Genomic DNA, 23,631 nt, shown 5'->3' with positions numbered 1-23,631 from the left:
GGCCGCGAGCGAAGGCAAGAGCGGCGCGCCCTCTCGCCGGAGGCCGCGTCGCGCGCTATGCCTATCAGCCGCGGCGTCGGAAGTCGAGACATCGAAGCGCCTCAATTCTATTCTCCGGCTGGAGCCGGCAAATGCAGGCCGAGCCCGCCCGAATTCCCAGCCTCCTCATCCCGCGGCGCTTTTTGCCGAAGGCAAAAAGTTTCGAAGGATGCTCCGGAGCGCGCGCGGCGCCACCCTTCGAGACGTCCGCTACGCGGGCTCCTCGCTCGGGGTGAGGGGCTCGAAATTCAGTCAACGCTGTCGAGAAGGAAAGTCCAATGGCGAACGCCGCCGATCCCAAGACCGCCTTCGCCCTTTCCGCCGCGACGCCGCCCATCGCCGCGAAGCGGCCGACGCGCCGCGTCATCCACGGGCGCGTCCTCGATGATCCCTATTCCTGGCTCGCCGCCGAGAACTGGCGCGACGTGCTGAGCGATCCCGCGACGCTGCCGGTCGACATCGCCGCGCTGGCGATGGCCGAGAACGCCTATTGCGAAGCCGTGATCGCTCCCCTCGGCGCCTTGCGCGAAAAGCTGCAGGCGGAGCTGCGCGGCCGCATCAAGGAGGACGACAGCGAGCCGCCCTGGCCGGACGGCCCTTTCGCCTACTTCGAGCGCTATCGTGAAGGCGGCGAGCATGCGCTCTATTGCCGCACGCCGCGCGGCGGCGGCGATGAGCGCGTTCTGTTCGATGGCGACGAAGAGGCCGGCGACGCGCATTTCTTCGACATCGGCGAGATCGACCATTCGCCCGATCATGCGCAGATCGCCTGGAGTGTCGACGACAAGGGTTCGGAATATTATTCGATCCGCACCCGCGCGCTCGCCGGCGGAAAGGACCGGGCGGACGTCGTGCCGCACACCGACGGCTCGCTGGTATGGAGCGCGGATTCGAAGAGTTTTTATTATGTGCGCGTCGACGAGAATCATCGCACCGCGCAGGTGTTCCGCCATGACGTCGGCGCCGATCCCGCGACCGACGCGCTCATCGTCGAGGAGCGCGATCCGGCCTGGTTCGTGTCCCTGGACCGCAGCCGCTGCGAACGTTTCGCCATCGTCTCCATTCGCGGCCATGACGCCAGCGAATGCCATCTGATCGACATTCGCGACAAGACGGCGACGCCGCGTCTCGTCGCGCCGCGCGAGCCGAAGCTGCGCTATGACGTCGAGCCGCACGGCGATGATCTCTACATCCGCTCCAACGCCGACGGCGCCGAGGATTTCGCGATTTTTCGCGCGCCGCTGACCAGCGCCTCGCGCGCCGATTGGCGCCTGGTCGCGCCGCATGTCGCGGGACGTCTCATCGTCATGGGCACGGTCTATGCGCGTCATCTCGTCTGGGTGGAGCGCGAGAACGGCCTGCCGCGCATCGTGATCCGCGAGCTCGCGAACGGCGAGGAGCACGCCATCGCCTTCGAGGAGGAGGCCTATGCGCTCTATCTGCTGCCCGGCCTCGAATTCGACACCGATATTCTGCGCTTCACCTATTCCTCGATGACGACGCCCGAGGAGACCTATGACTACGACATGCGCGCGCGCGCGCGCGCGCTGTTGAAGCGCGAGGAAATCCCTTCGGGTCACGATCCGAAGAATTATGTGACCCGGCGGCTGTTCGCGACCGCCGCCGATGGCGCGCAGGTTCCGGTCACTCTGCTGCATCGCTCCGATCTGACGCCGGGGGCTGGCGCGCCGACTTTGCTCTACGGCTATGGCGCCTATGGGCATCCTCTCTCGGCGGGCTTCGACAGCCATGCGCTGTCGCTGGTCGATCGCGGATTCGTCTATGCGCTCGCTCATACGCGCGGGGGAACCGACAAGGGCTGGAATTGGTACGAGAGCGGCAAGCTCGAGCATAAGCCCAATACGTTCTCCGACTTCATCGCCGTGGCGCGTCATCTGATCGCGACCGGCTATGCGAAGGAGGGCGGCGTCATCGCCCAAGGCGCGAGCGCCGGCGGCATGCTGATGGGCGCGATCGCCAATCAGGCGCCGGAGCTCTTCTCCGGGATCATCGCCGGCGTGCCCTTCGTCGACGTGCTGAACACCATGCTGCGCGACGATCTGCCGCTGACGCCGCCCGAGTGGGAGGAATGGGGCAATCCGATCGCGGACGTCGCCGCCTATGACCGGCTTTCATCCTATTCGCCCTATGACAATGTCGCGGCGCAACGCTATCCGGCGATACTGGCGCTCGCCGGCCTCACCGACCCGCGCGTGACCTATTGGGAGCCGCTCAAATGGGTCGCGCGCCTGCGCGAGCGGATGGCCGGCGGGGGACCTGTTCTGTTGCGCACGAACATGGAAGCCGGCCACGCCGGCGCGTCGGGGCGGTTCGAGCGGCTGGAGGAAGTGGCGCTGGAATGGGCTTTTGCGCTGGCCTGCGCAGGGAGGGCGACGGCGTAGGCGGCGCCGTCGCGAGCCGATGGCCGCGGCGATCGAAAGGAAGCGAATGGCCTGCGCTCCGCGGGATGGCGTCTCCGCCTCGACGCGGAGCGGTTCGAGCCGCTTCAGCTCGCCTCGGCGAGCAGGGACAGCTGCGCCTTCACGCGCTCTTCCGTCACATCGGTCAGCGTCGTCGGATATTCGCCGGTGAAGCAATGGTCGGTGAATTGCGGGCGCGAGGGATCGCGCCGCTCCTCGCCCATCGCGCGGTAGATGCCGTCGATCGACAGGAAAGCGAGGCTGTCCGAGCCGATATATCGCCGCATCTCCTCGAGGCTGTGCGTCGCGGCGAGCAGTTTCTCCTTCTGCGGCGTGTCGATGCCGTAATAATCGGGATGAGTGATCGGCGGCGAGGAGATGAGGAAATGCACCTCGCGCGCGCCGGCGTCGCGCATCATCTGCACGATTTTGACCGAAGTAGTGCCGCGCACGATCGAATCGTCGATCAAGATCACCCGCTTGCCATTGACCACCGAGCGATTGGCGCTGTGCTTCAAGCGCACGCCGATCTCGCGCACCGACTGGGTCGGTTGGATGAAGGTGCGGCCGACATAATGATTGCGGATGATGCCGAGCTCGAAGGGAATGCCGGATTCGCGCGCATAGCCGAGCGCGGCCGGAACGCCCGAATCCGGCACCGGCACCACCACATCGGCGTCGATCTTCTGCTCGCGGGCGAGTTCGGCGCCCATCGACTTGCGGACGTCGTAGACCGGACGTCCGTGGACGATCGAATCCGGCCGGGCGAAATAGATATATTCGAAGATGCAGGGCCGCATCGGCTGCGCCGGAAACGGCCGCAGGCTCTCGAGACCCTCCTCGGAAATGACGACGACCTCGCCGTTCGCCACGTCGCGAACGAAGCGCGCGCCGATGATGTCGAGCGCGCAGGTCTCCGAGGCGAGAATATATTTGCCGTCGAGTTCGCCGATGACGAGCGGGCGAATGCCGAGCGGATCGCGCGCGCCGATCAGCTTCTTGTTGGAGAGGACGACGAGCGAATAGGCGCCCTCGATCGAGCGCAGCGCCTCGATGAAGCGCTCGACGAGCCGCGTCTTGCGGCTGCGCGCGACGAGATGGAGGATCACCTCGGTGTCGGAGGTGGACTGGAAGATCGCCCCTTCCTCGATCAGTTCGCGGCGCAAGGTCTGGGCGTTGGTGAGATTGCCGTTGTGGCCCACCGCGAAGCCGCCCGTGTTGAGCTCGGCGAACAGGGGCTGGACGTTGCGCAGGATCGTTTCGCCCGTCGTCGCATAACGGACATGTCCGATCGCCGAATTGCCGGGCAGGCGGCGGATCGTGCTCTCTTTCGAGAAATGGTCGCCGACGAGGCCGAGACGGCGCTCGGAATTGAAGCGCTTGCCGTCGAAGGCGACGATGCCGGCCGCTTCCTGTCCGCGATGCTGCAGCGCGTGCAGGCCGAGCGCCGTGAGGATCGTCGCGTCGGGGTGGTCGAAAATGCCGAAGACGCCGCAATATTCGCGCAGACGATCGCCGTCCGGGTCGTCGGTTTGATCTGTCGTGCGCGAATGGTTCATCTTTCCGGCTCCGGCGCGGTTGTCAGCGCAATTTTCGCCCCGCCGCCAGGGCGTCCAGCTTTTGTTGGTCGCTCTCGCCATATTTGGCGCCTGTGGACGGGTTTGTCAGCTCCGTCCGCTTGTCGGCGGCGGCCTCGCCCGCATCCGAAGGCTTCGCCGCATCGCTTTCCGGCTCGCTCGGAGGCTCCTCGGTCGCGCCGCCGCCCTTCTTCGTCTTCAGCTTGGCGACCAATCCGTCGATATCGTCGGGCAGGAATTCGCGCAGACGGTCGCCCGAGGCCTGCAGCACGGGCTTGGTGCGGGCGGTCTTGATCCAGTCGGGCTGGCTCGTCTCCGGCACCAGCCAGTCATAGAACAGGAAGGCGACCACCGCGAGCAGCAGTCCGCGCGCCGCCCCGAACAGGAAGCCGAGCGTGCGGTCGAGCGCGCCGATCTTCGAATCGAGGATCAGATCGGAGAGCTTGACGGTGACGAGCGACACGACGATCAGCGTCGCGAAGAACACGACGGCCGCGCCCGCGTAGACGGCGAGGTTTTCCTTCGGAACATAGGGTTTGACATATGGCACGACGAGCGGATGCAAATAATAGGCCGCCGCCGCCGCCGCGACCCAGGAGAGGACGGCGAGCACCTCGCGCGTGAAGCCGCGCAGCAGCGCCAGCAGGCCCGACACCAGCACGACGACGGTGACGGTCAGATCGAGATAAGACGGCATTTCGAAAGCCTCTTCGTGTTGGTCGTTCTACAACCCTCGATGCGTCCGAGCCTTCGCCGGGCGGCCGCATGGGGGAATGCGGCCGCCCGGCGAAGGCTCGGACGCCGGCGCTCGCGTCGCCGTCAGATTCTCATCGCCGAGTATAAGGGAGCGGTCTTTGTTCGTCACGCCCGCGGGATCGGCTCCCGGCCCGCGCGTGGCGCGCGGGACCGGACGCCGAGAATGCGGCGATAGCGAGAAGGCTCGGCCGTCAAGGGGGAGGCGCGATCATGCCGCCCGTCGGATCTCGCCGAGCGTCGAGGCCGCGATCATCAGCGCCATGCCGTTGAGGCGGGCCTCGTCGCGACCCTGCCAGCGGCGCAGGATGACGCGGAACAGCTCGTCCATGACCGATTCGTCGATGGCCTCCAGCGAGCGCTCGTCGACATTGGCGCGACGCGCCAGCTTCACGAGATCGCTGCGCGCGTCGCGCGCCAGAACAGTCTCGCCCTCGAGCAGACTGCGCCACATTCTGCAATGCTGGCGCCCGAGAGCGTCCCACATCTGTCTACGTCCACGAAACCAAGCTTCATAGACGCCGAATATACGATCCGCCACCAAAGGTTCACTCCAGCGCGCGATCTCTCTGCTCGTCTCCGCAAATTCCCGAGATTGCATCTTCTGCCTCATGGCGCGGGCAAACGCGTGATTCGTCGAACGACGATGATTATTGCCGATGGTTAATTTTCTGCAACCGCGGGCTTCGACGCCTTCACCGATTTTTATGTATTCGCGCATGCGAATCGCGGGAGTTGCTTCTATCTCGCAAGTAGAACTACGCAGCGCCTGCTTGCGAATCGGCCGCGACCCTGAAGGGTGCGCGGCCGATGTTGCGCCGGGCTGACGCGCGGACGGGCGATCAGTCCTCGGCCGGGCTCCGCGGGGGGGCGCGCCGCGGGCCGTCGCGCCGGCCGGGGGAGGACTGCGCCGAGCCCTGGGCAATTTCCGCGACGAGCGCGGCGACATGGCCGCAGGGCGAGAGCGCGACGCCGCCGCCCGCATCCTCGTCGGTCGCCTGTTGCGCCTGCGGCAGCACGGCGCGGCGAAAGCCGAGCTTGCCGGCCTCCTTGAGCCGCGCGCCGGCGTGGATGACGGGCCGCACCGCGCCGGACAGCGCGATCTCGCCGAAATAGACCCGCTCGGCGGGCAGGGGGGCGCCGGTGAGCGAGGAGACGAGCGCGGCGGCGGCGGCGAGGTCGGCCGCGGGCTCGTCGGCGCGCAGGCCGCCGGCGACATTGAGATAGACGTCGTGCTGGCCGAGTCTCAGCCCGCCATGCGCCTCGAGCACGGCGAGGATCATGGAGAGGCGATTGGAGTCGAAGCCGACGACGGCGCGGCGCGGCGTGCCGAGCGAGGTCGGCGCGACCAGCGCCTGAATCTCCACCAGCATGGGGCGCTGGCCTTCCATGCCGGCGAGCACGGCGGCGCCGGGCGCCGCGGCGTCGCGGCCGGCGAGGAAGAGGGCGGAAGGGTTCGGCACTTCGGCGAGGCCGGAGCCGGTCATTTCGAACACGCCGATCTCCCCGGTCGCGCCGAAGCGGTTCTTGGAGGCGCGCAGCAGGCGGAAGTGATGCGCGCTGTCGCCCTCGAAGGACAGCACGGCGTCGACCATGTGCTCGACGACGCGGGGACCTGCGACCTGTCCGTCCTTGGTCACATGGCCGACGAGAATGATCGTCGAGCCGCCGAGCTTGGCGTGGCGCAGCAGCGCCTGGGCGCTGGCCCGCACCTGGGTCACCGTGCCGGGCGCGGAGTCGACCGCTTCCGTATGCATGGTCTGGATCGAGTCGATGACGACCAGCGCCGGCTTGCGGCCTGTGGCGCAGGTGGCGAGAATATCCTCGACCTGCGTCGCGCCGGCGAGCTCGACGGGCGCCTCGGCGAGGTCGAGACGTTCGGCGCGCAGCCGCACCTGGGCGGCGGCCTCCTCGCCCGAGATATAGATCACCCGCTCGCCGCGATCGGCGAGCGCCGCGCAGGCCTGGATCAGCAGCGTGGACTTGCCGATGCCGGGCTCGCCTCCGAGCAGCGCCACGGAGCCCGGCACGAAGCCGCCGCCGGTCACGCGGTCGAATTCTTCGATTCCGGTGGCGATGCGCGGCGCGGGCCGCGCCTCGCCGGCGAGGGACTCCAGCGCAAAGGGTTTTCCGCGCCCGCCGCGCGCGGCCGGCGGGCCGAAGCCGGCGGCGGCGCCGGTCTCCTCGACGATCGTGTTCCACTCGCCGCAGGATTCGCAGCGCCCCTGCCAGCGGCTCGTGACGGCGCCGCAGCTCTGGCAGACGAAGGTGGCGCGGGTCTTAGCCATGAGCGCTGCGCTCGCGTCGCGGCATTGCGAATACGAGCGCGAGCGGCGCCAGCGCTGTGACGGCGGCGACGCCATAGGCGACGCCTTCTCCGCCCCGTTCCGCGAGAACGCCGAAGGCCACATTGCCGACGATCACCGCAATGGCGTTGGCGAGGCCGAAAACGCCGAAGCCGGTGGCGCGCAGATGCGCGGGCGCGGTTCTCGCCACCAGCGTGGAAAAGGCGACCTGGGCGAGGGCGATGTGCGCTCCCCAGAGCGCGACGCCGGCGAAGGCGGCGGGCAGATCTGCGGAAGCGGCGAGGACGGCCTCCGAGATCGCCAGAGTGAGGCTCGCCGCGACGAGCAGCCGCCGCTCGCTCCAGCGGTCGACGATCTTCCCCGCCGGATAGGCCGCGAGCGCCGCGACGAAGGACATTGCGACGAGGGTCAGCGGCGCGAAGGCCATCGCGAGGCCGGCGCCGGTCGCCCGCAGCACGAGAAAGGCTTCGCCGACGCGCGCCGCCGCCAGAAGCGCGCCGAATGCGGTCAGCAGGAAGAAGGCGCGCGGCAGCTCGCGAAAGCCCGCGAGCAGCGGGCCGCGCCCGGCGGGCGGGGGGCGCGTCTCCTCCGGCTCGCGGACGAACAGCGCCAGCACGAGCACGCAGGCGAGCGCCGGAACGCAGGCGGCCCAGAACACGAGACGCGCGTCGTCATGTGTCGCGAGCATCAACGCGATGGCGACGAGCGGGCCGATGACGGCGCCGACCGTGTCGAGCGCCTGGCGCAGGCCATAGGCGGCGCCGCGCAGCTCGGGCGCGGTCACATCGGCGATCAGCGCGTCGCGCGGCGCGGCGCGCACGCCTTTGCCCACGCGGTCGACGACGCGCGCCGCGATCACCTCCGCCGCGCCGGAAGCGAGCGGAAAAACCGGCTTCGTCGCCGCGGCGAGACCATAGCCGAACAGAGCGAGGCCCTTGCGCCGGCCGATCCGATCCGAAAGGTGGCCGGAGACGACTTTCACGGCCAGCGCCGTCGCCTCCGCGGCGCCCTCGATCCAGCCGATCTCGGCCACGGCGAGGCCGAGCGTTCCCGTTAGATAGACGGGAAGCAGAGCGTGGATCATCTCCGACGAGCAATCCATGAACAAAGAGGTGAGGCCGAGCGCCCAGACGGCGCCGGGCATGCGCGCGGCGCTGCGGATCATCGTCGCCGCATCGGCGTCTCGCTCGCTCATGGGGGCGCTTCTACGTCGCCGCGCGCCGTCGCGGCAAGCGCGAAACGGGAGATCAGCTCTTCCTGCCGATCGGCCGATGGCCGTTTATGCGCGCGCGAAGGACGTTGGAGGCCTTGAACATCACGACCCGCCGCGCCGAGATCGGGGCGGAGGCGCCCGTCTTGGGATTGCGGCCCACGCGCTCGTTCTTCCAGCGGATATGAAAGGCGCCGAAAGAGGACAGCTTCACATCCTCGCCCGAGACAATGGCCTGAAAAATCTCCGCCAACACCGTCTCGACGAATTCGGCGGATTCCGCGCGGGACAGGCCGATGCGGCGATGGATCGCGTCGGCGAGGTCCGCACGCGTGATGGTGCGCGGCGACGCGTCCGCCAGCGGCTCTTCGGGCGGCGCGTCGATCGTCGGGGCCCCTTTCTCGGAAAGCTTCTGCGACATGTTAGGCCTTATCGATACGGAGAAAACATCAATAACAAGCGGGAGATGGTCCTTTGTGACAACCGTCGCGCGAGAAGGGTTCGTCGCTTTCGACCGCAATCGGCGGGCAAGACGTCGCGTGGGCGAGGAGGCGATAAACTCAATTCGGTTATTTTTCAGAAAGAACGGAGGAAATCAAGCGCCGGGTGCAGGCGCGCGCCGCGGTTAGGCCCGGCGCGCGACTGCGCCCGGGAGCTGTCGAACGTCGCGCATGCGCGCGCAGCTACCAGCGGATCAGCGCCGATCCCCAGGTGAAGCCGCCGCCGACCGCCTCCAGCATCACGAGATCGCCGCGCTGGATGCGTCCGTCCCCGGCCGCGACGGAGAGCGCGAGCGGGATGGAGGCGGCCGAGGTGTTGCCGTGCAGATGCACGGTCGCGACGATCTTCCCGGGAGCGATGCCGAGCTTGGCCGCCGACATGTCGATGATGCGGCGATTGGCCTGATGCGGCACGAACCATTGCAGATCTTTCGCCGTGTAGCCGGTCGCGGCGAAGGCGTCGACCACGACGTCGGTCACCTGCCCGACGGCGAAGCGAAACACCTCCTTGCCCTCCATGCGCAGATGGCCGACCGTTCCAGTCGTCGACGGGCCGCCGTCGACATGGAGCTTGGCGCGATGACGCCCGTCCGAGCGCAGATGCGTCGTGAGCACGCCGCGTTCGTCCATCGAGCCCCGGCTCTCGCGCGCTTCCAGGACGATCGCGCCGGCGCCGTCGCCGAACAGGACGCAGGTCGTGCGGTCGGTCCAGTCGATGATGCGCGAGAAGGTCTCGGCGCCGATGACGAGCGCGCGCATGTGCGAGCCCGAGCGCAGGAACTTGTCCGCCGTCGCCAGAGCGAAGACGAATCCCGAGCAAACGGCCTGCAGATCGAACGCCGCGCCGTGATGAATGCCCAGCGCCGCCTGGATCTGCGTCGCGGTCGAGGGAAAGGTGTAGTCGGGCGTCGATGTGCCGACGACGATGAGATCGACGTCCTCGGGCGAAAGGCCCGCATCGGCGAGGGCGGCGCGCGCGGCGCGCTCGCCGAGCAGGGAGGTGGTCTCGCCCGGCGCGGCGATGCGCCGCTCCTTGATCCCGGTTCGCTGAACGATCCACTCGTCGCTCGTGTCGACGAGCGTCGCGAGCTCCTCGTTGGAGAGCACGCGCTCGGGCAGATAGGAGCCGACTCCGAGGACGACGGACCGCAAGGGAGAGAGCGTGGATGTCACTGCGCGGCTTCCCGGGGAGGGGAGGAGATCGGAGCCTCGTTCCGAGCGACGGGCGTGTCGTGGGTGATGACCGCCATCGTGTCGCGGATTTTCGTCAGCAGCCCCTGATGCGCCATCTCATAGCCGATCTCGACGGCGCGCGCGAAAGCATGCGCGTCGGCCCCGCCATGACTCTTGATGACGACGCCCTCGAGCCCGAGGAAGACGCCGCCATTCACATTGCGCACGTCGAGCTTGTCGCGCAGCTCGCGAAAGGCGCTCCTCGCCAGCAGATAGCCGAGCTTGGCGAGCCATGAGCGGCGGATCGCCTCGCGCAGATAATCGGTGATCTGCTGCGCCGTGCCTTCGGCGGTCTTCAGCGCGATATTGCCGGAGAAGCCTTCGGTGACGACGACGTCGACGACGCCCTTGCCGATCTCGTCGCCCTCGACGAAGCCGCGATAGTCGAGATGCGGGACATCGGCCTCCTTGAGCGCGCGCGAGGCGCCCTTCACCTCGTCGACGCCCTTGATCTCCTCGGCGCCGACATTGAGCAGGCCGACGGTCGGCCGCTCGACGGAGAACAGCACGCGCGCCATCGCCGAGCCCATGATGGCGAGGTCGACGAGATGCTTGGCGTCCGCGCCCATGGAGGCGCCGACGTCGAGAACGATCGACTGGCCGCGCGCCGTCGGCCAGAGGGCCGCCAGCGCCGGCCGGTCGATGTTCGCCATTGTGTGGAGGCAGATCTTGGCCATGGCCATCAGCGCGCCGGTGTTGCCGGCGGAAACGGCGGCGTCGGCCTCGCCCTTCTTCACCGCGTCGATCGCTTGCCACATGGAGGAGACGCGGCGGCCGGCGCGCAGCGCCTGGCTCGGCTTGTCGTCCATGCGGATGGCGACGTCGCAATGGCGAACGCTCGAAACCGCGGCGAGGCGCGGATGTTCGGCGAGCGCGGCGTGGATCGCCGCCTCGTCGCCGAACAGCAGGAAGCGGCAGTCGCCCCGGCGCTCCAGCGCGAGGGCCGCGCCCGGCACGGTGACCGCCGGACCGAAATCGCCGCCCATGGCGTCGAGCGCTATCCGAATGGGCTCCGCCATTCCTCATCCACTCCTGGCTTGTTGCGGGATCCGAGCGAGCGGCCCGTGGGAGGCGTCGCTGTCGGCGTCGCTCATCGACGAACGTCGAGCGGCCGCTCGGACGCGGGCGGGGAAGCAAGCCGGCCGCCCGTCGCCCCGCGTCGGCGGCAACGACTTGCCATTTGCGCCGCGCCGGCGCAAGGCATTTCCTCAGTTGCCGCGGCCTTTGCGCAGCGCCTCGCCGAGCCCGGCGAAGGGCGAGCGAGCGGGCGCGGCGTTTCCCTCCGCGGGCGGCGCCGTGAAGCTCGCGCCCGGCTTGCGCGGATAGGGGTCGAGCGCGAGCGCCAGAAATTCGGCGACGATCGCGCCGAGATCGATTCGTCCGTCGATCAGCGGATCGGGCTCGTCCTCCTCGAGATCGACGAAATGGCGGCCGGGTCCCGCATCGTCGGGATCGGCCGCGCGTCGCGCGCGGCGGCTCGGCTCGGAAAGGAGGCGCGGCGCCGGCTCCGGAGCGAAAGCGACGTCGATCGGCTCGACGAGCGTCGCGTCGAACTCGTCGAGCGAGACCACGCAGGTCTGACGCAGGTCGGCGCGGAGCTCGCCCTGCACCCGCAATCCGCCGGCGTCTTCGCGCCGAACGCGCAGATCGGCCTCGAGCCGCGTCAAAGCGGCGAGGCCGTCCGCCGCCGCCAGCGCGGCGCATTCGTCGGGGCGCGCGGCAATGTGGAGATCGAAACCCTCCTCGGGAACGTCCGCCGCCGCCAGCGGCCTGGAGAAGGCCGACTCCCGCCCTTGGTCCTCGTCATGCGTCATCGGCCGCTCCTCTCGTCGTCGTCTCTGGGTGGAATATAGACGTGCGCGCGCGCTCTGCTGCAAGCTTCGCCTTTTTCCAGCCATCGAGCGGGCGGAAAGAACATCGGCCCCCCTCCGTGGGCGCGGCTGCTTGCTTTCGCTCCAGGCGAAGGGTAGGCATCGGCAAATCATTCTTTCCAAGAGGGCTCGCCTCGGCGACGAGGCGCAGGGCGGAGATCGATATGGCGTCGGAGAATTCGCGCGTCGTCCTTCCCACTCGCGCGCGGCGCGTCGCGGCCGTCGCCGTGCTCGCGGCGACGCTGGCCGGCTGCCTCGGCTATGACGGCGTCATCAATCGCGGCGCCGTGATCGAGGAGCGCAAGGTCGCTCAGATCAAGGTCGGCATGCCGGCGCCGCAGGTGCTGGCGCTGCTCGGCACGCCTTCGACGACCTCCACCGTCGGCGGCGACGCCTGGTACTATGTGAGCCAGCGGCTCGAGCGCCAGCTCGCCTTCATGCCGCAGGAGGTCGCCGACCAGCGCATCTTCGCCGTCTATTTCGACAAGTCCAAGAATGTTCAGCGCCTCGCCGACTATGGGCTGAAGGACGGCAAGGTGGTGGACTTCCTCACCCGCACGACCCCGAGCGCAGGCGCCGAGTTCCAGTTCCTGCGCAGCATGTTCGCCAAGCTGCTGAGCTTCTGACCAAGAGCGTGGGCTTCACAGCAACTACCCGGGGCGCGATTGTGGCGCCGTCGCCGCAGCCGGGAGCCCGTACGTAGTTCGAGCCTTGCTTTGCAAGGCTTCGGCGCGCCGTGGCGCGCGTGCGGATTGTGACGCGCGCATGACGCACGCGGCCGATTTTTCGCCCCTCGCCCCTGCTAGCGTTCCTTCCCGTCCCGACAACAGGAGAGGAACGAAACAGAGTGACTTACGAGGCGATTGCTCCTGCCGCTCGCGGCCTGGAAGCGTCTGCGCCGAAGCAGCCGCGCTTTCTTCGAGTTCTCATTGCCCGCGCCGCGGCGGACGGGCCGTTTCTCGGCGCGGGCCGTTCGGCCCCCATGCTCCTTCGCGCCCTGGCCGTCGCAGCGGCCTCGACTTGCGCGCTGGCGGCCATTCTGTTCTCGGCGCCCGATGTCGGTCCGACCGCCAAGACGGCTGCGTCGCGCTCCGGCCGCGACATGGCCGCGCGCGGCCGCGGCGCGTCGACGACGCCGATGAAGGTCGCGAAACAGGACGACGTGGCGCTCGACGCCGATTTTTCGGCGAGCGACGCGGTCCGCGCCTGGTCGTCGACAGGACGGACGGAAGCGAAGGCCGAGAGCTCGGGCGTCCTCCAGTTCGGACCGGTGCGCGTCGCGCGCGCCATCGTGGAGCATGTCGTGGACGCGGCCAAAACCACCGGCTCGGACCCGGCGCTGCTGATGGCCATCGCCGACAAGGAATCGAGTTTTTCGCCCAAGGCCAAGGCCAGCACCTCCTCGGCGAGCGGCCTGTTCCAGTTCATCGACTCGACCTGGCTCAAGGCCGTGCGCATGTTCGGCTGGCGCCACGGCCAGCAGGAGGCGGCCGAAGCGATCGAGGTCAAGGGCGGTGATCTGCGCGTCGCTCCGCAGAAGCGCACCGCGATCCTCGCCATGCGCAACGACCCTTATCTCTCCGCCGCGCTCGCCGCCGAGATGCTGAAATATGACGGCGATAAAATCGCCGAGCGCATCGGACGGCCGCTGACGGCGGGCGAGACCTATCTGATCCACTTCCTCGGGCCCGACGACGCCGCGCGCTTCATGCAGACGGTCGAGGAGGCGCCGGAGACGCCGGCGGCGAAGCTCCTGCCGAGGCCCGCACGGGCCAACAAGCCGATCTTCTACGCCCGCAAAGGCAAGAAGATGCAGCCGAAGTCCGTCGGCGAAGTGCATGAGGCCTTCGAGGCGATGATGGGCCAGCGCTCGAGCCGCTACAGAGGCGTCGAGGAGCAATTGCCGGACGGCGCCCTGGCGTTCACGGAATAATGAAGGCGGCCTGCGGGCCGCCTTTTTCATTTGCTCCAGCGCTCGGCCGCCGCGTCGTCCTTCGCCCTGGCCTCGACCCAGTCGCCGGCCGAACCGTCGGCGTGATGCTCCTTCTTCCAGAAGGGCGCTCTGGTCTTCAGATAATCCATCAGGAATTCCGCCGCCGCGAAAGCTTCGCCGCGATGGCGGGCGGCGGCGATCACCAGCACGATTTTCTCGCCGGGCCGAATGCGGCCATGACGATGGACGACGGTCAGCGCCTGCAGCGGCCAGCGCGCCAGCGCCTCCTCGGCGACGCGGGCGATCTCCGCCTCCGCCATGCCCGGATAATGCTCGAGCTCGAGCGCCGCGAGCGTCCCGCCTTCGTCGCGGCAGAGCCCGGTGAAGGAGACGATCGCGCCGATGTCGCGGCGGCCGGCCTCGATCAGCGCGGCCTCATGGGCCGGGTCGAAGGGAGCGGATTGGATGCGGAGGGTAGGGGTCATGACGCGAATAGCGAGTGGCGAGTAGCGAATAGTCCATTCGCTACTCGCCTATCCTCCCGTCATCGGCGGAAAAAAAGCGATTTCCCGCGCTCCCGCGATCGTCGCGTCATGGCGGGCGTGCGCCTTGTCGATGGCCGCGCGGATGACGGCGGCGTTCTCGAAGGCGTGGGCGTAAGTCTCGTCGCGCGTCTTCAGCCAGTCGATCAGCTCGCCGATCGTCGCGACGTACGGAGGAGGGGAGAGTTCCTCCTCGGCGCGGCCGACGCGCTCGCGCACCCAGGCGAAATAGAGCGCTCTCATCCGTCCTCGTCCCCCATATGGACCCAGCCGGCCTGCATATAGTCGAAGCCCGTGTAGAGCGTGAGAACGGCCGCGATCCACAGCAGGGCGCAGCCGATGGTCACCGTGCCCGGCAGCACGATCTCGCCCGCCCGTCCGGCGATCAGGAAGCCGAGCGCGACGAGCTGCAGCGTCGTCTTCCATTTGGCGATGGCCGAGACCGGCACCGGCACTTTGAGCTGGGCGAGATATTCGCGCAGGCCGGAAACGAGGATCTCGCGGCACAGGATGATGATCGCCGCCCAGATGGTCCAGCCCGCGATGGTCTGGTCGGCGACCACCATCAGCAGCGTCGCCGCCACCAGCAGCTTGTCGGCGATCGGATCGAGCATGGCCCCGAGCGAAGACTGCTGCGCCCAGGCGCGGGCCAGATATCCGTCCAGGAAATCGGTGACGCCAGCGGCGGCGAAGACGCCGAGCGCCGTCCATCGCATCCACAATTCGTCGGGCCATTGCAGCAGCCCGGCGACGACGGGAACCGCGACCAGGCGCCCATAGGTGAGGATATTCGGCAGGGAGAAGGCGTGCCGTCGGCGCGGCGGAGGTATGGCCGTCGAAGTCATGCCCGGAGGGAACATGGCGAGCGCCTCCCTTGTCAATAGACGAGACTCCGTCGCGCCGCGTCCTCCAGCGCTCCGGTCGGCGGGTCGGCTGCGGGCCGTTCGGCGGGAAATCTCGGTAAAAGCACCCGTTTGCTCTGTTCCGCCCGCTCCCGGTCTCGCGCCCCGCGCAAAATTTAAGCATCGCCGCGCTGGAAATGGTCATAGACCAGACGCGCCGTCGCCTTGTTGATCCCAGGCGCCTTCTCGAGGTCGCAGAGCGCGGCTCCGGCGACGGCTTTGGCGGTGCCGAAGGCGAGCAGCAGCGCGCGCTTGCGGGACGGCCCTATTCCGGGGATCTCGTCGAGCGGGTTCTTGGCGAATTCCTTCTTGCGCCGCGCGCGATGCGTGCCGATGGCGAAACGATGCGCCTCGTCGCGCAGGCGCTGGACGAAATAGAGAGCGGGATCGTGGGGCGGCAAGCGGAAGGGCTCCCGTCCCTCGACGAAGAATGTCTCGCGGCCGGCGTTGCGGTCGGCGCCCTTGGCGATGGAGGCGAGGGTCACGCCCTCGAGCCCGATCTCGGCCGCGACTGCTCTGGCCGCGTCGAACTGGCCGCGCCCGCCGTCGATCAGCACGAGGTCGGGCGTCGTCGGAAAGGCGTCGGCGGTCTCTTCCTTTTCCGCCTCCTTGGCGATGCGGGCGAAGCGCCGCCGCAGCACCTCGCGCATCATTGCGTAATCGTCGCCGGGCGTGATCTCCGCGCCTTTGATGTTGAAGGTGCGGTAATGCGTCTTCATGAAGCCCGCCGGCCCGGCGACGATCATCGCGCCGATCGCCTGTTGTCCGCCCGTATGGGAATTGTCGTAGACTTCGACGCGCCGCGGCGGCTTCTCCATGCCAAACATTTGTCCGAGCGCGGCGAGCAATTTCTCCTGGCTCGCATCCTCGGTGAGCTTTCGCGTGAGCGTCTGCCTGGCGTTGGTCAGCGCATGGTCGATGAGCTCGCGCTTCTCGCCGCGCTGGGGCGTCGCCACCTCCACCTTGCGGCCGAGCTTGCCGGACAGAGCCTCGGCCAACACCTCGCGATCCTCGATCGCATGGGAGAGCAGCACCAGCGGCGCCGGCGGATGCTCGCCATAGAATTGCGCCACGAAGGAGCCGAGGACTTCTTCTTCTGAAAGGCTCTGATCGGCGCGCGGAAAATAGGCGCGGTCGCCCCAGTTCTGAAAAGCGCGGAAGAAGAAGGCCTCGATGCAGAAGCGCCCGGCCTCCTTGGCGATGGCGAAGACATCGGCCTCCTCGACGCCGCGCGGATTGATTCCCTGCGTTCCCTGGATCATCGACAGCGCCGAGATGCGGTCGCGCAGCCGCGCCGCGCGCTCGAATTCGAGGCGTTCCGCCGCCCCGGTCATTTCTCTCGCGAGCTGCTCGCGCACGGAACGGCTCTTGCCGGTGAGAAAATCATGCGCCTCCTGCACCAGCACCGAATAATCCTCGATCGAGATTTCGCCGGTGCAGGGTCCGGCGCAGCGCTTGATCTGATAGAGGAGGCACGGGCGCGTGCGGTTCTCGTAGAAGGAATCCGTGCAGGAGCGCAACAGAAAGGCGCGCTGCAGCGCGTTGAGCGCGCGCCCCACCGCGCCGGCGCTGGCGAAGGGGCCGAAATAATCGCCCTTTCGCGCCCGCGCGCCGCGATGTTTCGTGATCTGCGGGGCTTCATGGTCGCGCGCGACGAGGATGTAGGGAAAGCTCTTGTCGTCGCGCATCAAGACGTTGAAGCGCGGCTTCATCTGCTTGATGAGATTGATCTCGAGCAGCAGCGCCTCGGTCTCGGTCTCGACCGAGATGAACATCATCGAGGCGGTCGCCGAGATCATGCGCGCGATGCGGTTCACATGGCCGGCGAGGCGCGTGTAGCTCGCGATGCGCTTCCTGACGTTCTTGGCCTTGCCGACATAGAGCACTTCGCCGTTCTCGGCGATCATGCGATAGACGCCCGGGCCGTTGGGGGCGTTCCTCCAATAGGATTTGATGACCGCGACGCCGCGCTTCACGCTCTCGGGCGCGCTCTCGGCGACCTCTGCGTCGAGCTCGGCCGGCATGCTCTCCGCGCCGAGGTCTTCCTCCTCGTCGAGAGTGTCGGGCAGGTCGGGCTTGTCGTCGCTCATGCCCGCAGATTTATGCGCCGCGCGCGCGAATGGGAAGCGCGAAGCGCTGGGCTTTACGGCGCTCCGACTCCCCTCGGGGATTCCGAAGGGAAGGGGGAGCGCTCCGGGGCTCAGAACCGCACGGTCACGCCCGCGAAAAAGGTGCGGCCGGGGCCGGGAACCGGGCCGGGAACGCTCGTCCTCTTGTAGCCGGCATAGTCGAATCCGCCGAGCGGGGAGTAATAGCGCACGTCGCCGAGATTGGTGACGCCGAGATCGACGCGCACGGTTCCGAAGTCGTAGGCGGAGCGCAGATTGACGAGCGCATACGACGGCGTCCGCCACTCGTTGCGCGCGACGCTCACATGAGTCTTGCTGTCGACCACCTGCACCTCGACGGCGCTGCTCCAGCCGCCCAGCCTGTGCTCGAGCGCGAAGCGGGCGTTGAGCGGCATGATATGATAGAGCCCGTCGCCGCGGTCGAGGTTTTCGCCATAGACATAGCCAATGACGCCGGAGAGATCGAAACGGCCGATCTCCGGCGTCTCGTAGAGCTTGGCGCGGCCGGAGAGGTCGAAGCCGTAGAGCTGCGCCTTGTGATTGCGGAATTGCAGGATGGGGAACCAGCCGCCGTTCTTGTCGGTGAAGCCGCCGATGCGGTCCACGTCGATGAAATTCTCGACAAAACTGAAATAGGGCGTCGCCCTCACTTCCCAGTCCTGGCCCGGATCGCGCCAGGCGGCGGTGACGCTCACCGTATGCGCGACTTCCGGCTTCAGATCGAGATTGCCGACATAGCCATTGGCGTCGCCGAACCAGCCGACCATGCTGCTCGCCATGCCGCCGACGCCGAAGGCGTAGCGCTCGTAGAGATTGGGCGAGCGCGTCTTGCGCGAATAGCCGAGTTCATAGGAGCTCTCTTCGTCCGGCCGATAGCGCACCATCGCCGTCATGTCGAAATTGACGTCGGTGCGGCGATGGTCGCGGGCGTTGAAGCGCTTCGCCGCAGTGGCGTCCGGATTGGCCATGCCCATCATCATGCCCATGCCCATGCCCATGCCCATGCCCATGCCCATGCCCATGTCCATCGGGATCGGATCGCGCGGATCATAGGCCTGCGCATCGCCCGTGTTCATCCACACGACATCGTTGCGCACGCCGAGCAGCGTCGACCATTGCGGCGTCCATTCGGCCTCCCATTCGGCATGGGTTCCGACGCGGTCGCGCTGGCCTCCATTGATGTTCCAATAGGTGTTCGGCCCCATCATCATGCTGCCGGCGACGGGCGGCCACCAGTCGTCGAGATGGTTGCCGTGGAACTCGTTGCCGATGCGGAGGAGATCGCTCGGCCCGAGCGGGATTTCCGCCTTGATCGAATAGCCGTAGTCGGTTCCGGAAGCCTTCATCGGCATATCGGCGGGCTGCTTGTCATAGAGGAAGCCCATCATATGCGAGACATGCCGCCAATAGGCGCTGGCCTCGAGCCGCCCCCATTCGAACGCGCCCTTGTAGCCGGCGTTCGCCGAATAGGCGCGGTTGCCGGTCATATCCATGCGCTGATTGACGAAGCCCTGATAGGGAATGTTCTGATAGCCGCCCTGCAGCGTGAACAAATGTCCTTCGTTCTGATAGGCGAGCGTCGCCGAATGATTTTCGGCGATGAAGCTGGTCGAGAGCACTTTCGGCCCGTTGCCGCCGGCGTGATAATCGGTCCCGCGCGTGTAGCCGCCATTATAGAGCAGGCTGAAATGCTCGGTCGCGGCGTTCGCCGTTCCCGACACGCTGATCCCGTTGTTGGTGCTGCGCCAGAAGGCCGAGATCGTTCCCGATGCGACGAGCTTGTCGCTTTTCCAGGGAGACAGTCCCTGCGGCGTCGGAACCGTCTGTCCGGCGAAGACGGGCGCCTTCGGCTCGACGATGATCGTGCCCGCGATCGAATCGCCGCCCTTGCTGACCGGCGTCACGCCCGAGAGCACCTCGATCTTTCCGACATTGTTCGGGTCGATGTAGGAGAGCGGCGGATTCATGTGATTGGCGCAGGCCGATGTGACTTCGCCGCCGCCGAGCAATATTTTGATGCGATCGTCGGCGAGGCCGCGCAAGGACGGCAGCCGCGACACGCCGCCCGCTTCATAAAGTCCGACTCCCGGCGCCTCGCTCAGCAATTGCGCCGTGTCGCTGGCCGTCGGGCGCGCCGTATAGAGCTTCTCTTCGGGGAGCTCGGAAGAGTGCAGCGGGCTCGAGAGCCCTTTCGCATTCGCGTTGCGCCCACGTCGTTCGGCGGCGATGTCGATCGGCGGCAGCGGGGTCGCGCCCGCGTCGCTGACGACCAGGTCGTTCTGCGCGAGCACGATGGCGACGCTCGAGCCCTTGCGGTCGAGGCGATAGCGCAGGCCCGTGCCGGCGAGCAGCCTGTCCAGCGCTCCCTCCAGCGTGTATCGGCCCATGACGCCTTTCGTCGCGAGATCGAGCGTGAGACGCGATTTGTAGACGAGCTGCGCGCCATTGGAGTCGGCGAGACGATTGAGCGCCGCCGTCACCGAGCCCGCGGGAATTTCATAGGATTTCATCGCCGCCGACAGTTCGTCGGCGGGAATGGCGATATGCGCCGCCGCCGGCGCGTCGGCGCCGAAGAAGAAGGCGCTCAGCGCCGTTGCGAGAGCCGTCGCGCCCATGCCGCCACACTCTGGACGAGAATTGCGCCGCGCCATTCGTCGTTCTCCACTTCCTTCGTCGGGACGAAGCAGTCCCTCTCCCGTCTCAGACGAGCGAAGGCAAAAAACACGCATGTGCGAGCCGAAAAAATTCGCGTGCCGGAAGCGTGAAAAAATGTCGCAGCGTCTCGCGCGCGCAAGGCGTCGATCCGTCTCATCGGCGCAGCAGCACGAGATAGTCGGTGAGGTGGATGGCGTCGAGACCGAGCGAGGCTTCGATCGCGCGCAGCGCGCCGATCGGATCCTTCGCGTCGAACACGCCGGTGACGCGCAGGCGCCGCAGCGCGTCGCTTGCGACGACGATATGGCCGCGGTGATAGCGCGCGAGAATGTCGACGACCTCGCCGAGCGGCCGGTCGACGAAGATGAGCCGACCGCGTCGCCAGGCCGTGAGATCGTCGACAGCGACAGGGGAAGGCGCACTCGCCGGCGCGCCCTCGACGAAGGCGGTCTGGCTTCCTTCGTCCACGCGCGTCGCGCGGCCGCCGCTCTCCACCGAGACCGCGTGCGCGGCGACGCTCACGCGTGCGCCGGAGGAGTCGAGCGCGATGTCGAAGGCCGTGCCGAGAGCGGTCACGCTCGCTCCGGCCGCCGTGACGACGAAGGGGCGCTCGGCGTCCGGCGCCGCCTCGAAGAAAGCCTCGCCCCCGAGCAGCGTAATGGAGCGTCGCCGTTCGCGGTAATCGATGGTGATCGCCGATCGGCCGGCGAGCGTCACCCGCGAGCCGTCGGAGAGGCGAATCACGCGCGTCTCGCCGATGCCGGTTCGCGCGTCGGCGCGCCATGCGAGCGCCAGCTGGTCGAATGCGGCGACACAAGCGAACGAAGCGGCGAGCGCCGTCATCGCGACGACTATTCGCCGCTGGCGAGGGCGCGCTTTCGCCGCCACGACGCGCGGGCGCAGCGCGCGCACCTCGCCGCACAAAGCGGCGATCTCCTCATAGGCGGCGGCGTTGGCCGGATCGGCGGCGAGCCAGGCCGTGAACGCCCGCTCCTCCGCCCGCGAGATGGGGCCCGCGTCGCGTCGCACCCACCAGGCGGCGGCCGCGTCGTAGAGGTCCGGCTCTTCGTTCCTGTCGTTCTCTTCGTTCATTCGGCCGTTCGTCGCTACGCCTGTCACTCTACTCAGACGATCGAGCCTCTCGGGCGGGGATGTTCGCGCGACAAAAATCTAGCTCACGGACTGGCGGCAGCGCCGGATGGCGATGCGTAAATGCCGGTCGACCATATTGCGCGATATGCCGAGACGGCGGGCGATCTCGTCTTGCGGCAGCTCCTCGTGCATGCGCATGACGAACACTTCGCGGCATTTGGGCGGCAGCGACGCGATCGCTCGCGTGAGCAGCTCGGCGCGCCGGCCGGCCTCGAGCGATTGCTCGGCGGAAGCGTCCTGCGAGGGCGCTTCGGGCGCCGCGTCCTCCGGGACGAAGAGCTTGGTCTCGAGCCGGCGGCGGCGCGAAAAATCCATCGCCAGATTGACGGCGGTGCGGCGGAGATAAGCGCCGGGGTCGATGATCGTTTCCGCCTCGCGATGCATCACGCGCAGAAACGTCTCCTGAAGCAGATCAGGCGCGTCGTCGTGGCCGACCCGGCGCACGAGCAGCCGCATGAGATCGCATCGCGAGCGCGCGAACAGCTCGCGGATCGAATTGAATTTGCTATCGGACATGGGCGACATCCGTCGGCGTCCGCCGGGCGTTCCGCCCGGACTCCTCGAGGCGACGTTTCGCGCTTTAGGCGCGGCGTCGGGCCAGAGGCGGCGCGCGCGACGACCAGGAGCTCGCCCAACCGATGGGGCGGCCGTTCGGCCCGTCGTCCACGTCATAGGCGAGGCGGGAGAATGGAGAGGCGGCGGGGGGCTGCGCCTCGCCTTCGGCGAGATCGGCGAGCAGCAGGGGCGGCCCGTCGCGGCCGGCGGCGCAATAGAGGCAGCAAGGCGCGTGGTCCTCGCGCGCCGGCGGGGGAGCCCGGTCGTCGGTATGCGGCTCGCAGAGCGCCGAGGCGCCTGCGGCCATGACGGCCGCGTGGCGAGCCGCCGGAACCGTCGCGAGCATCTGCAGGCCGAGCAGCGCCATCCCGAGCGCCGCGAGCAGCATGCGCCGGGAGAACCATCCGCCTGACAAGGACGTCGCCATTCGGGCAGCCTAGGGCGGGGAGGATTTGCCCGTCAACGCCCGAGGTCGCGTCGGAACAAAAATCCCCGCGCCGTCACAAAAATGCGACACCTGCGACCTGGCCGCGCGCGCCCTCTTGCACGGCGCTGGGCGGCCCCCCACATCGAGAACCGCGCGGGCCGCAATGGACGCGCTCACTCCCCGGCGCGAGCGGGGACCGCAATCCCGATCGCGCCATACATGTCGCTTCCAATGGAGGACTATATCATGCGTCACTTCGATCTTTCGCCGCTCTACCGCTCGACCGTCGGCTTCGACCGCCTCTTCTCCCTGCTCGATCAGGTCGGAACGCAGGATGCGGCCTCCGCCTATCCCCCCTATAATATCGAGCGCACCGGCGAGAACGACTATCGCGTGACGCTGGCGGTGGCCGGTTTCGCGCGGGAGGATCTCTCGATCGAGACGCGCGAGAACACGCTCACCATCAAGGGCGCCAAGGAGCACGCCGAGCCGGCGGGCGCAAAGCGCGAAGTTCTGCATCAGGGCATCGCCGCGCGGGCCTTCGAGCGGCGCTTTCAGCTCGCCGACCATATGGTCGTGACCGAGGCGAGCCTCGCCAACGGCCTGCTGCATGTCGACCTCGTGCGCCGGATCCCCGAGGCGCAGAAGCCGCGGCGCATCGAGATCGGCGGCGGCGCGCCGATGCAGACGGTCGAGGCGCGAGCCGCCTGAGCGGCTCTCCCTTCGAGGACCGTTCGACGAGGCGTCCCGCATGCGGGACGTCTTTTTTGCGTATGCGCGCTCGCTCGGCCGCTCACTTGGCCAAGAGGGCGCCGGCGCCGTCGGCGACGAATTGCACCGCGAGAGCGGCGAGCAGCACGCCGAGCAGTCGGGTCAGAACGAGATTGGCGGCCGTGCCGAAGAATTGCGCCACCCGGCCGGCGATCAGGCAGAAGACGAAGCAGATCGTCATGATCGCGGCGATGACGGCGATGAGCGTCGCCAGCATGGCGACGTTCCCACGGGCGTCCCCGGCGAGCAGCACGGTGGCGGTGATCGCGCCCGGCCCGGCCATCAGCGGAATGGCGAGCGGATAGGCGGCAATGTTGTGCACATGTTCGGCGAGCGCCTTTTCCGCGGCCTTGGAGTCGCGCTGCAGCCGTACGCCGAACACCATTTCCGAGCCGATCGAGAACAAGAGGAAGCCGCCGGCGATGCGGAAGGCGGGGAGGGATATGCCCATGGCGCCGAGCAGCCGCTGGCCGATGAGCGCCGCGCCGGCCAGAATGGCGAGCGCATAGACTGAGGCGCGAAAGGCGACGGCCCTCTGCATCGCGGCGCCGAGCCCCGAAGTGGCCGAGACGAACACCGGCGCGAGGCCGAGCGGCTCGACGACGACGAGCAGGGTGACGAAGGCCGAAACGAGATAATCTGTGTCCAATCCGGCC

The 23,631-nt window shown here is 67.8% G+C and carries 22 protein-coding genes; 4 read left to right on the top strand and 18 right to left on the bottom strand.

All coding sequences use genetic code 11. The features are described 5' to 3' along the window. Nucleotides 1–317: 317 nt before the first annotated feature. Nucleotides 318–2,441: a S9 family peptidase gene (locus AC6IW9_RS18565; RefSeq protein WP_497765960.1), complete on the top strand. Its 2,124-nt coding sequence runs from the start codon at nucleotides 318–320 to the stop codon at nucleotides 2,439–2,441. Between the two features lie 104 nt (nucleotides 2,442–2,545). On the opposite strand, the gene purF is transcribed toward AC6IW9_RS18565, so the two are convergent. From purF to AC6IW9_RS18520, 9 genes are all read right to left on the bottom strand, one after another. Further along, nucleotides 2,546–4,018: an amidophosphoribosyltransferase gene (gene purF, locus AC6IW9_RS18560; protein WP_497765958.1), complete on the bottom strand. Its 1,473-nt coding sequence runs from the start codon at nucleotides 4,016–4,018 to the stop codon at nucleotides 2,546–2,548. Between the two features lie 22 nt (nucleotides 4,019–4,040). Further along, on the bottom strand, nucleotides 4,041–4,733 hold the full coding sequence (locus AC6IW9_RS18555; protein WP_497765955.1) for a CvpA family protein: 693 nt from the start codon (nucleotides 4,731–4,733) through the stop codon (nucleotides 4,041–4,043). A gap of 267 nt (nucleotides 4,734–5,000) precedes the next feature. Continuing rightward, the gene (locus AC6IW9_RS18550; RefSeq protein WP_497765951.1) at nucleotides 5,001–5,510 is read right to left on the bottom strand and encodes a hypothetical protein; all 510 of its coding nucleotides are present in this window, start codon (nucleotides 5,508–5,510) and stop codon (nucleotides 5,001–5,003) included. A 121-nt stretch (nucleotides 5,511–5,631) separates the two neighbouring features. Then, the gene (gene radA, locus AC6IW9_RS18545) at nucleotides 5,632–7,077 is read right to left on the bottom strand and encodes a DNA repair protein RadA (protein WP_497765948.1); all 1,446 of its coding nucleotides are present in this window, start codon (nucleotides 7,075–7,077) and stop codon (nucleotides 5,632–5,634) included. Continuing rightward, nucleotides 7,070–8,290, bottom strand: a complete 1,221-nt coding sequence (locus AC6IW9_RS18540) for an MFS transporter (protein ID WP_497765945.1) — start codon at nucleotides 8,288–8,290, stop codon at nucleotides 7,070–7,072. Before AC6IW9_RS18540 ends, radA begins: the two co-directional genes overlap by 8 nt. Nucleotides 8,291–8,342: 52 nt before the next feature. Beyond that, nucleotides 8,343–8,726, bottom strand: a complete 384-nt coding sequence (locus AC6IW9_RS18535; protein ID WP_497765942.1) for an integration host factor subunit alpha — start codon at nucleotides 8,724–8,726, stop codon at nucleotides 8,343–8,345. A 262-nt stretch (nucleotides 8,727–8,988) separates the two neighbouring features. After that, nucleotides 8,989–9,978, bottom strand: a complete 990-nt coding sequence (locus AC6IW9_RS18530) for a beta-ketoacyl-ACP synthase III (protein WP_497765939.1) — start codon at nucleotides 9,976–9,978, stop codon at nucleotides 8,989–8,991. Next, the gene (plsX, locus tag AC6IW9_RS18525) at nucleotides 9,975–11,057 is read right to left on the bottom strand and encodes a phosphate acyltransferase PlsX (RefSeq protein ID WP_497765936.1); all 1,083 of its coding nucleotides are present in this window, start codon (nucleotides 11,055–11,057) and stop codon (nucleotides 9,975–9,977) included. The genes AC6IW9_RS18530 and plsX overlap by 4 nt, the downstream gene beginning before the upstream one ends. Before the next feature lie 189 nt (nucleotides 11,058–11,246). Further along, a complete protein-coding gene (locus AC6IW9_RS18520; protein WP_497765934.1) occupies nucleotides 11,247–11,852 on the bottom strand; it encodes a YceD family protein in 606 nt (201 codons plus the stop codon). Nucleotides 11,853–12,073: 221 nt separating this feature from the next. On the opposite strand from AC6IW9_RS18520, the gene AC6IW9_RS18515 reads away from it, so the two are divergent. Together AC6IW9_RS18515 and AC6IW9_RS18510 are read left to right on the top strand one after the other, a co-directional pair. After that, nucleotides 12,074–12,535 (top strand): outer membrane protein assembly factor BamE, encoded by a 462-nt coding sequence (locus tag AC6IW9_RS18515; RefSeq protein ID WP_497765932.1) that lies wholly within the window; start codon nucleotides 12,074–12,076, stop codon nucleotides 12,533–12,535. 221 nt (nucleotides 12,536–12,756) lie between these two features. Then, on the top strand, nucleotides 12,757–13,842 hold the full coding sequence (locus tag AC6IW9_RS18510) for a transglycosylase SLT domain-containing protein (protein WP_497765930.1): 1,086 nt from the start codon (nucleotides 12,757–12,759) through the stop codon (nucleotides 13,840–13,842). Nucleotides 13,843–13,868: 26 nt separating this feature from the next. On the opposite strand, the gene AC6IW9_RS18505 is transcribed toward AC6IW9_RS18510, so the two are convergent. From AC6IW9_RS18505 to AC6IW9_RS18470, 8 genes are all read right to left on the bottom strand, one after another. After that, nucleotides 13,869–14,327 carry a molybdenum cofactor biosynthesis protein MoaE gene (locus AC6IW9_RS18505; protein WP_497765928.1) on the bottom strand — a complete coding sequence of 153 codons (459 nt, stop codon included), beginning with the start codon at nucleotides 14,325–14,327 and terminating at the stop codon, nucleotides 13,869–13,871. Between the two features lie 48 nt (nucleotides 14,328–14,375). After that, a complete protein-coding gene (gene moaD / locus AC6IW9_RS18500; RefSeq protein WP_497765926.1) occupies nucleotides 14,376–14,627 on the bottom strand; it encodes a molybdopterin converting factor subunit 1 in 252 nt (83 codons plus the stop codon). Then, complete coding sequence (gene pgsA, locus AC6IW9_RS18495) at nucleotides 14,624–15,244, bottom strand: CDP-diacylglycerol--glycerol-3-phosphate 3-phosphatidyltransferase (RefSeq protein WP_497765923.1); 621 nt, start codon at nucleotides 15,242–15,244, stop codon at nucleotides 14,624–14,626. Before pgsA ends, moaD begins: the two co-directional genes overlap by 4 nt. Before the next feature lie 158 nt (nucleotides 15,245–15,402). Beyond that, complete coding sequence (gene uvrC / locus AC6IW9_RS18490; protein ID WP_497765921.1) at nucleotides 15,403–17,376, bottom strand: excinuclease ABC subunit UvrC; 1,974 nt, start codon at nucleotides 17,374–17,376, stop codon at nucleotides 15,403–15,405. Nucleotides 17,377–17,486: 110 nt separating this feature from the next. Beyond that, entirely contained in the window at nucleotides 17,487–20,030 is a 2,544-nt protein-coding gene (locus AC6IW9_RS18485; RefSeq protein ID WP_497765918.1) for a TonB-dependent receptor, read from the bottom strand. A 193-nt stretch (nucleotides 20,031–20,223) separates the two neighbouring features. Beyond that, the gene (locus AC6IW9_RS18480) at nucleotides 20,224–21,162 is read right to left on the bottom strand and encodes a FecR family protein (protein ID WP_497765915.1); all 939 of its coding nucleotides are present in this window, start codon (nucleotides 21,160–21,162) and stop codon (nucleotides 20,224–20,226) included. A 78-nt stretch (nucleotides 21,163–21,240) separates the two neighbouring features. After that, nucleotides 21,241–21,738, bottom strand: coding sequence for an RNA polymerase sigma factor (locus AC6IW9_RS18475; protein ID WP_497765912.1), 498 nt, complete (start codon nucleotides 21,736–21,738; stop codon nucleotides 21,241–21,243). 64 nt (nucleotides 21,739–21,802) lie between these two features. Then, entirely contained in the window at nucleotides 21,803–22,204 is a 402-nt protein-coding gene (locus AC6IW9_RS18470) for a hypothetical protein (protein WP_497765909.1), read from the bottom strand. A 246-nt stretch (nucleotides 22,205–22,450) separates the two neighbouring features. Between AC6IW9_RS18470 and AC6IW9_RS18465 the strand changes: the two genes are divergently transcribed. After that, entirely contained in the window at nucleotides 22,451–22,915 is a 465-nt protein-coding gene (locus AC6IW9_RS18465) for an Hsp20 family protein (protein WP_497765906.1), read from the top strand. Nucleotides 22,916–22,997: 82 nt separating this feature from the next. Here AC6IW9_RS18465 and AC6IW9_RS18460 read toward each other — a convergent pair whose 3' ends face one another. Then, a complete protein-coding gene (locus AC6IW9_RS18460; protein WP_497765903.1) occupies nucleotides 22,998–23,624 on the bottom strand; it encodes a MarC family protein in 627 nt (208 codons plus the stop codon). Between the last annotated feature and the right edge of the window lie 7 nt (nucleotides 23,625–23,631).

The sequence above is a fragment of the Methylosinus sp. shoA genome (assembly GCF_059718125.1).
This window is presented reverse-complemented; position numbering and strand designations above follow the sequence as displayed.

What these genes read in the sequence shown, in the direction of transcription:
- AC6IW9_RS18565 (WP_497765960.1), top strand. Translation starts at nt 318, where the DNA reads ATGGCGAACGCCGCCGATCCCAAGACCGCCTTCGCCCTTTCCGCCGCG.
- purF (WP_497765958.1), bottom strand. Translation starts at nt 4,018, where the DNA reads ATGAACCATTCGCGCACGACAGATCAAACCGACGACCCGGACGGCGAT.
- AC6IW9_RS18555 (WP_497765955.1), bottom strand. Translation starts at nt 4,733, where the DNA reads ATGCCGTCTTATCTCGATCTGACCGTCACCGTCGTCGTGCTGGTGTCG.
- AC6IW9_RS18550 (WP_497765951.1), bottom strand. Translation starts at nt 5,510, where the DNA reads ATGCGCGAATACATAAAAATCGGTGAAGGCGTCGAAGCCCGCGGTTGC.
- radA (WP_497765948.1), bottom strand. Translation starts at nt 7,077, where the DNA reads ATGGCTAAGACCCGCGCCACCTTCGTCTGCCAGAGCTGCGGCGCCGTC.
- AC6IW9_RS18540 (WP_497765945.1), bottom strand. Translation starts at nt 8,290, where the DNA reads ATGAGCGAGCGAGACGCCGATGCGGCGACGATGATCCGCAGCGCCGCG.
- AC6IW9_RS18535 (WP_497765942.1), bottom strand. Translation starts at nt 8,726, where the DNA reads ATGTCGCAGAAGCTTTCCGAGAAAGGGGCCCCGACGATCGACGCGCCG.
- plsX (WP_497765936.1), bottom strand. Translation starts at nt 11,057, where the DNA reads ATGGCGGAGCCCATTCGGATAGCGCTCGACGCCATGGGCGGCGATTTC.
- AC6IW9_RS18520 (WP_497765934.1), bottom strand. Translation starts at nt 11,852, where the DNA reads ATGACGCATGACGAGGACCAAGGGCGGGAGTCGGCCTTCTCCAGGCCG.
- AC6IW9_RS18515 (WP_497765932.1), top strand. Translation starts at nt 12,074, where the DNA reads ATGGCGTCGGAGAATTCGCGCGTCGTCCTTCCCACTCGCGCGCGGCGC.
- AC6IW9_RS18505 (WP_497765928.1), bottom strand. Translation starts at nt 14,327, where the DNA reads ATGACCCCTACCCTCCGCATCCAATCCGCTCCCTTCGACCCGGCCCAT.
- moaD (WP_497765926.1), bottom strand. Translation starts at nt 14,627, where the DNA reads ATGAGAGCGCTCTATTTCGCCTGGGTGCGCGAGCGCGTCGGCCGCGCC.
- pgsA (WP_497765923.1), bottom strand. Translation starts at nt 15,244, where the DNA reads ATGTTCCCTCCGGGCATGACTTCGACGGCCATACCTCCGCCGCGCCGA.
- uvrC (WP_497765921.1), bottom strand. Translation starts at nt 17,376, where the DNA reads ATGAGCGACGACAAGCCCGACCTGCCCGACACTCTCGACGAGGAGGAA.
- AC6IW9_RS18485 (WP_497765918.1), bottom strand. Translation starts at nt 20,030, where the DNA reads ATGGGCGCGACGGCTCTCGCAACGGCGCTGAGCGCCTTCTTCTTCGGC.
- AC6IW9_RS18480 (WP_497765915.1), bottom strand. Translation starts at nt 21,162, where the DNA reads ATGAACGAAGAGAACGACAGGAACGAAGAGCCGGACCTCTACGACGCG.
- AC6IW9_RS18475 (WP_497765912.1), bottom strand. Translation starts at nt 21,738, where the DNA reads ATGTCCGATAGCAAATTCAATTCGATCCGCGAGCTGTTCGCGCGCTCG.
- AC6IW9_RS18470 (WP_497765909.1), bottom strand. Translation starts at nt 22,204, where the DNA reads ATGGCGACGTCCTTGTCAGGCGGATGGTTCTCCCGGCGCATGCTGCTC.
- AC6IW9_RS18465 (WP_497765906.1), top strand. Translation starts at nt 22,451, where the DNA reads ATGCGTCACTTCGATCTTTCGCCGCTCTACCGCTCGACCGTCGGCTTC.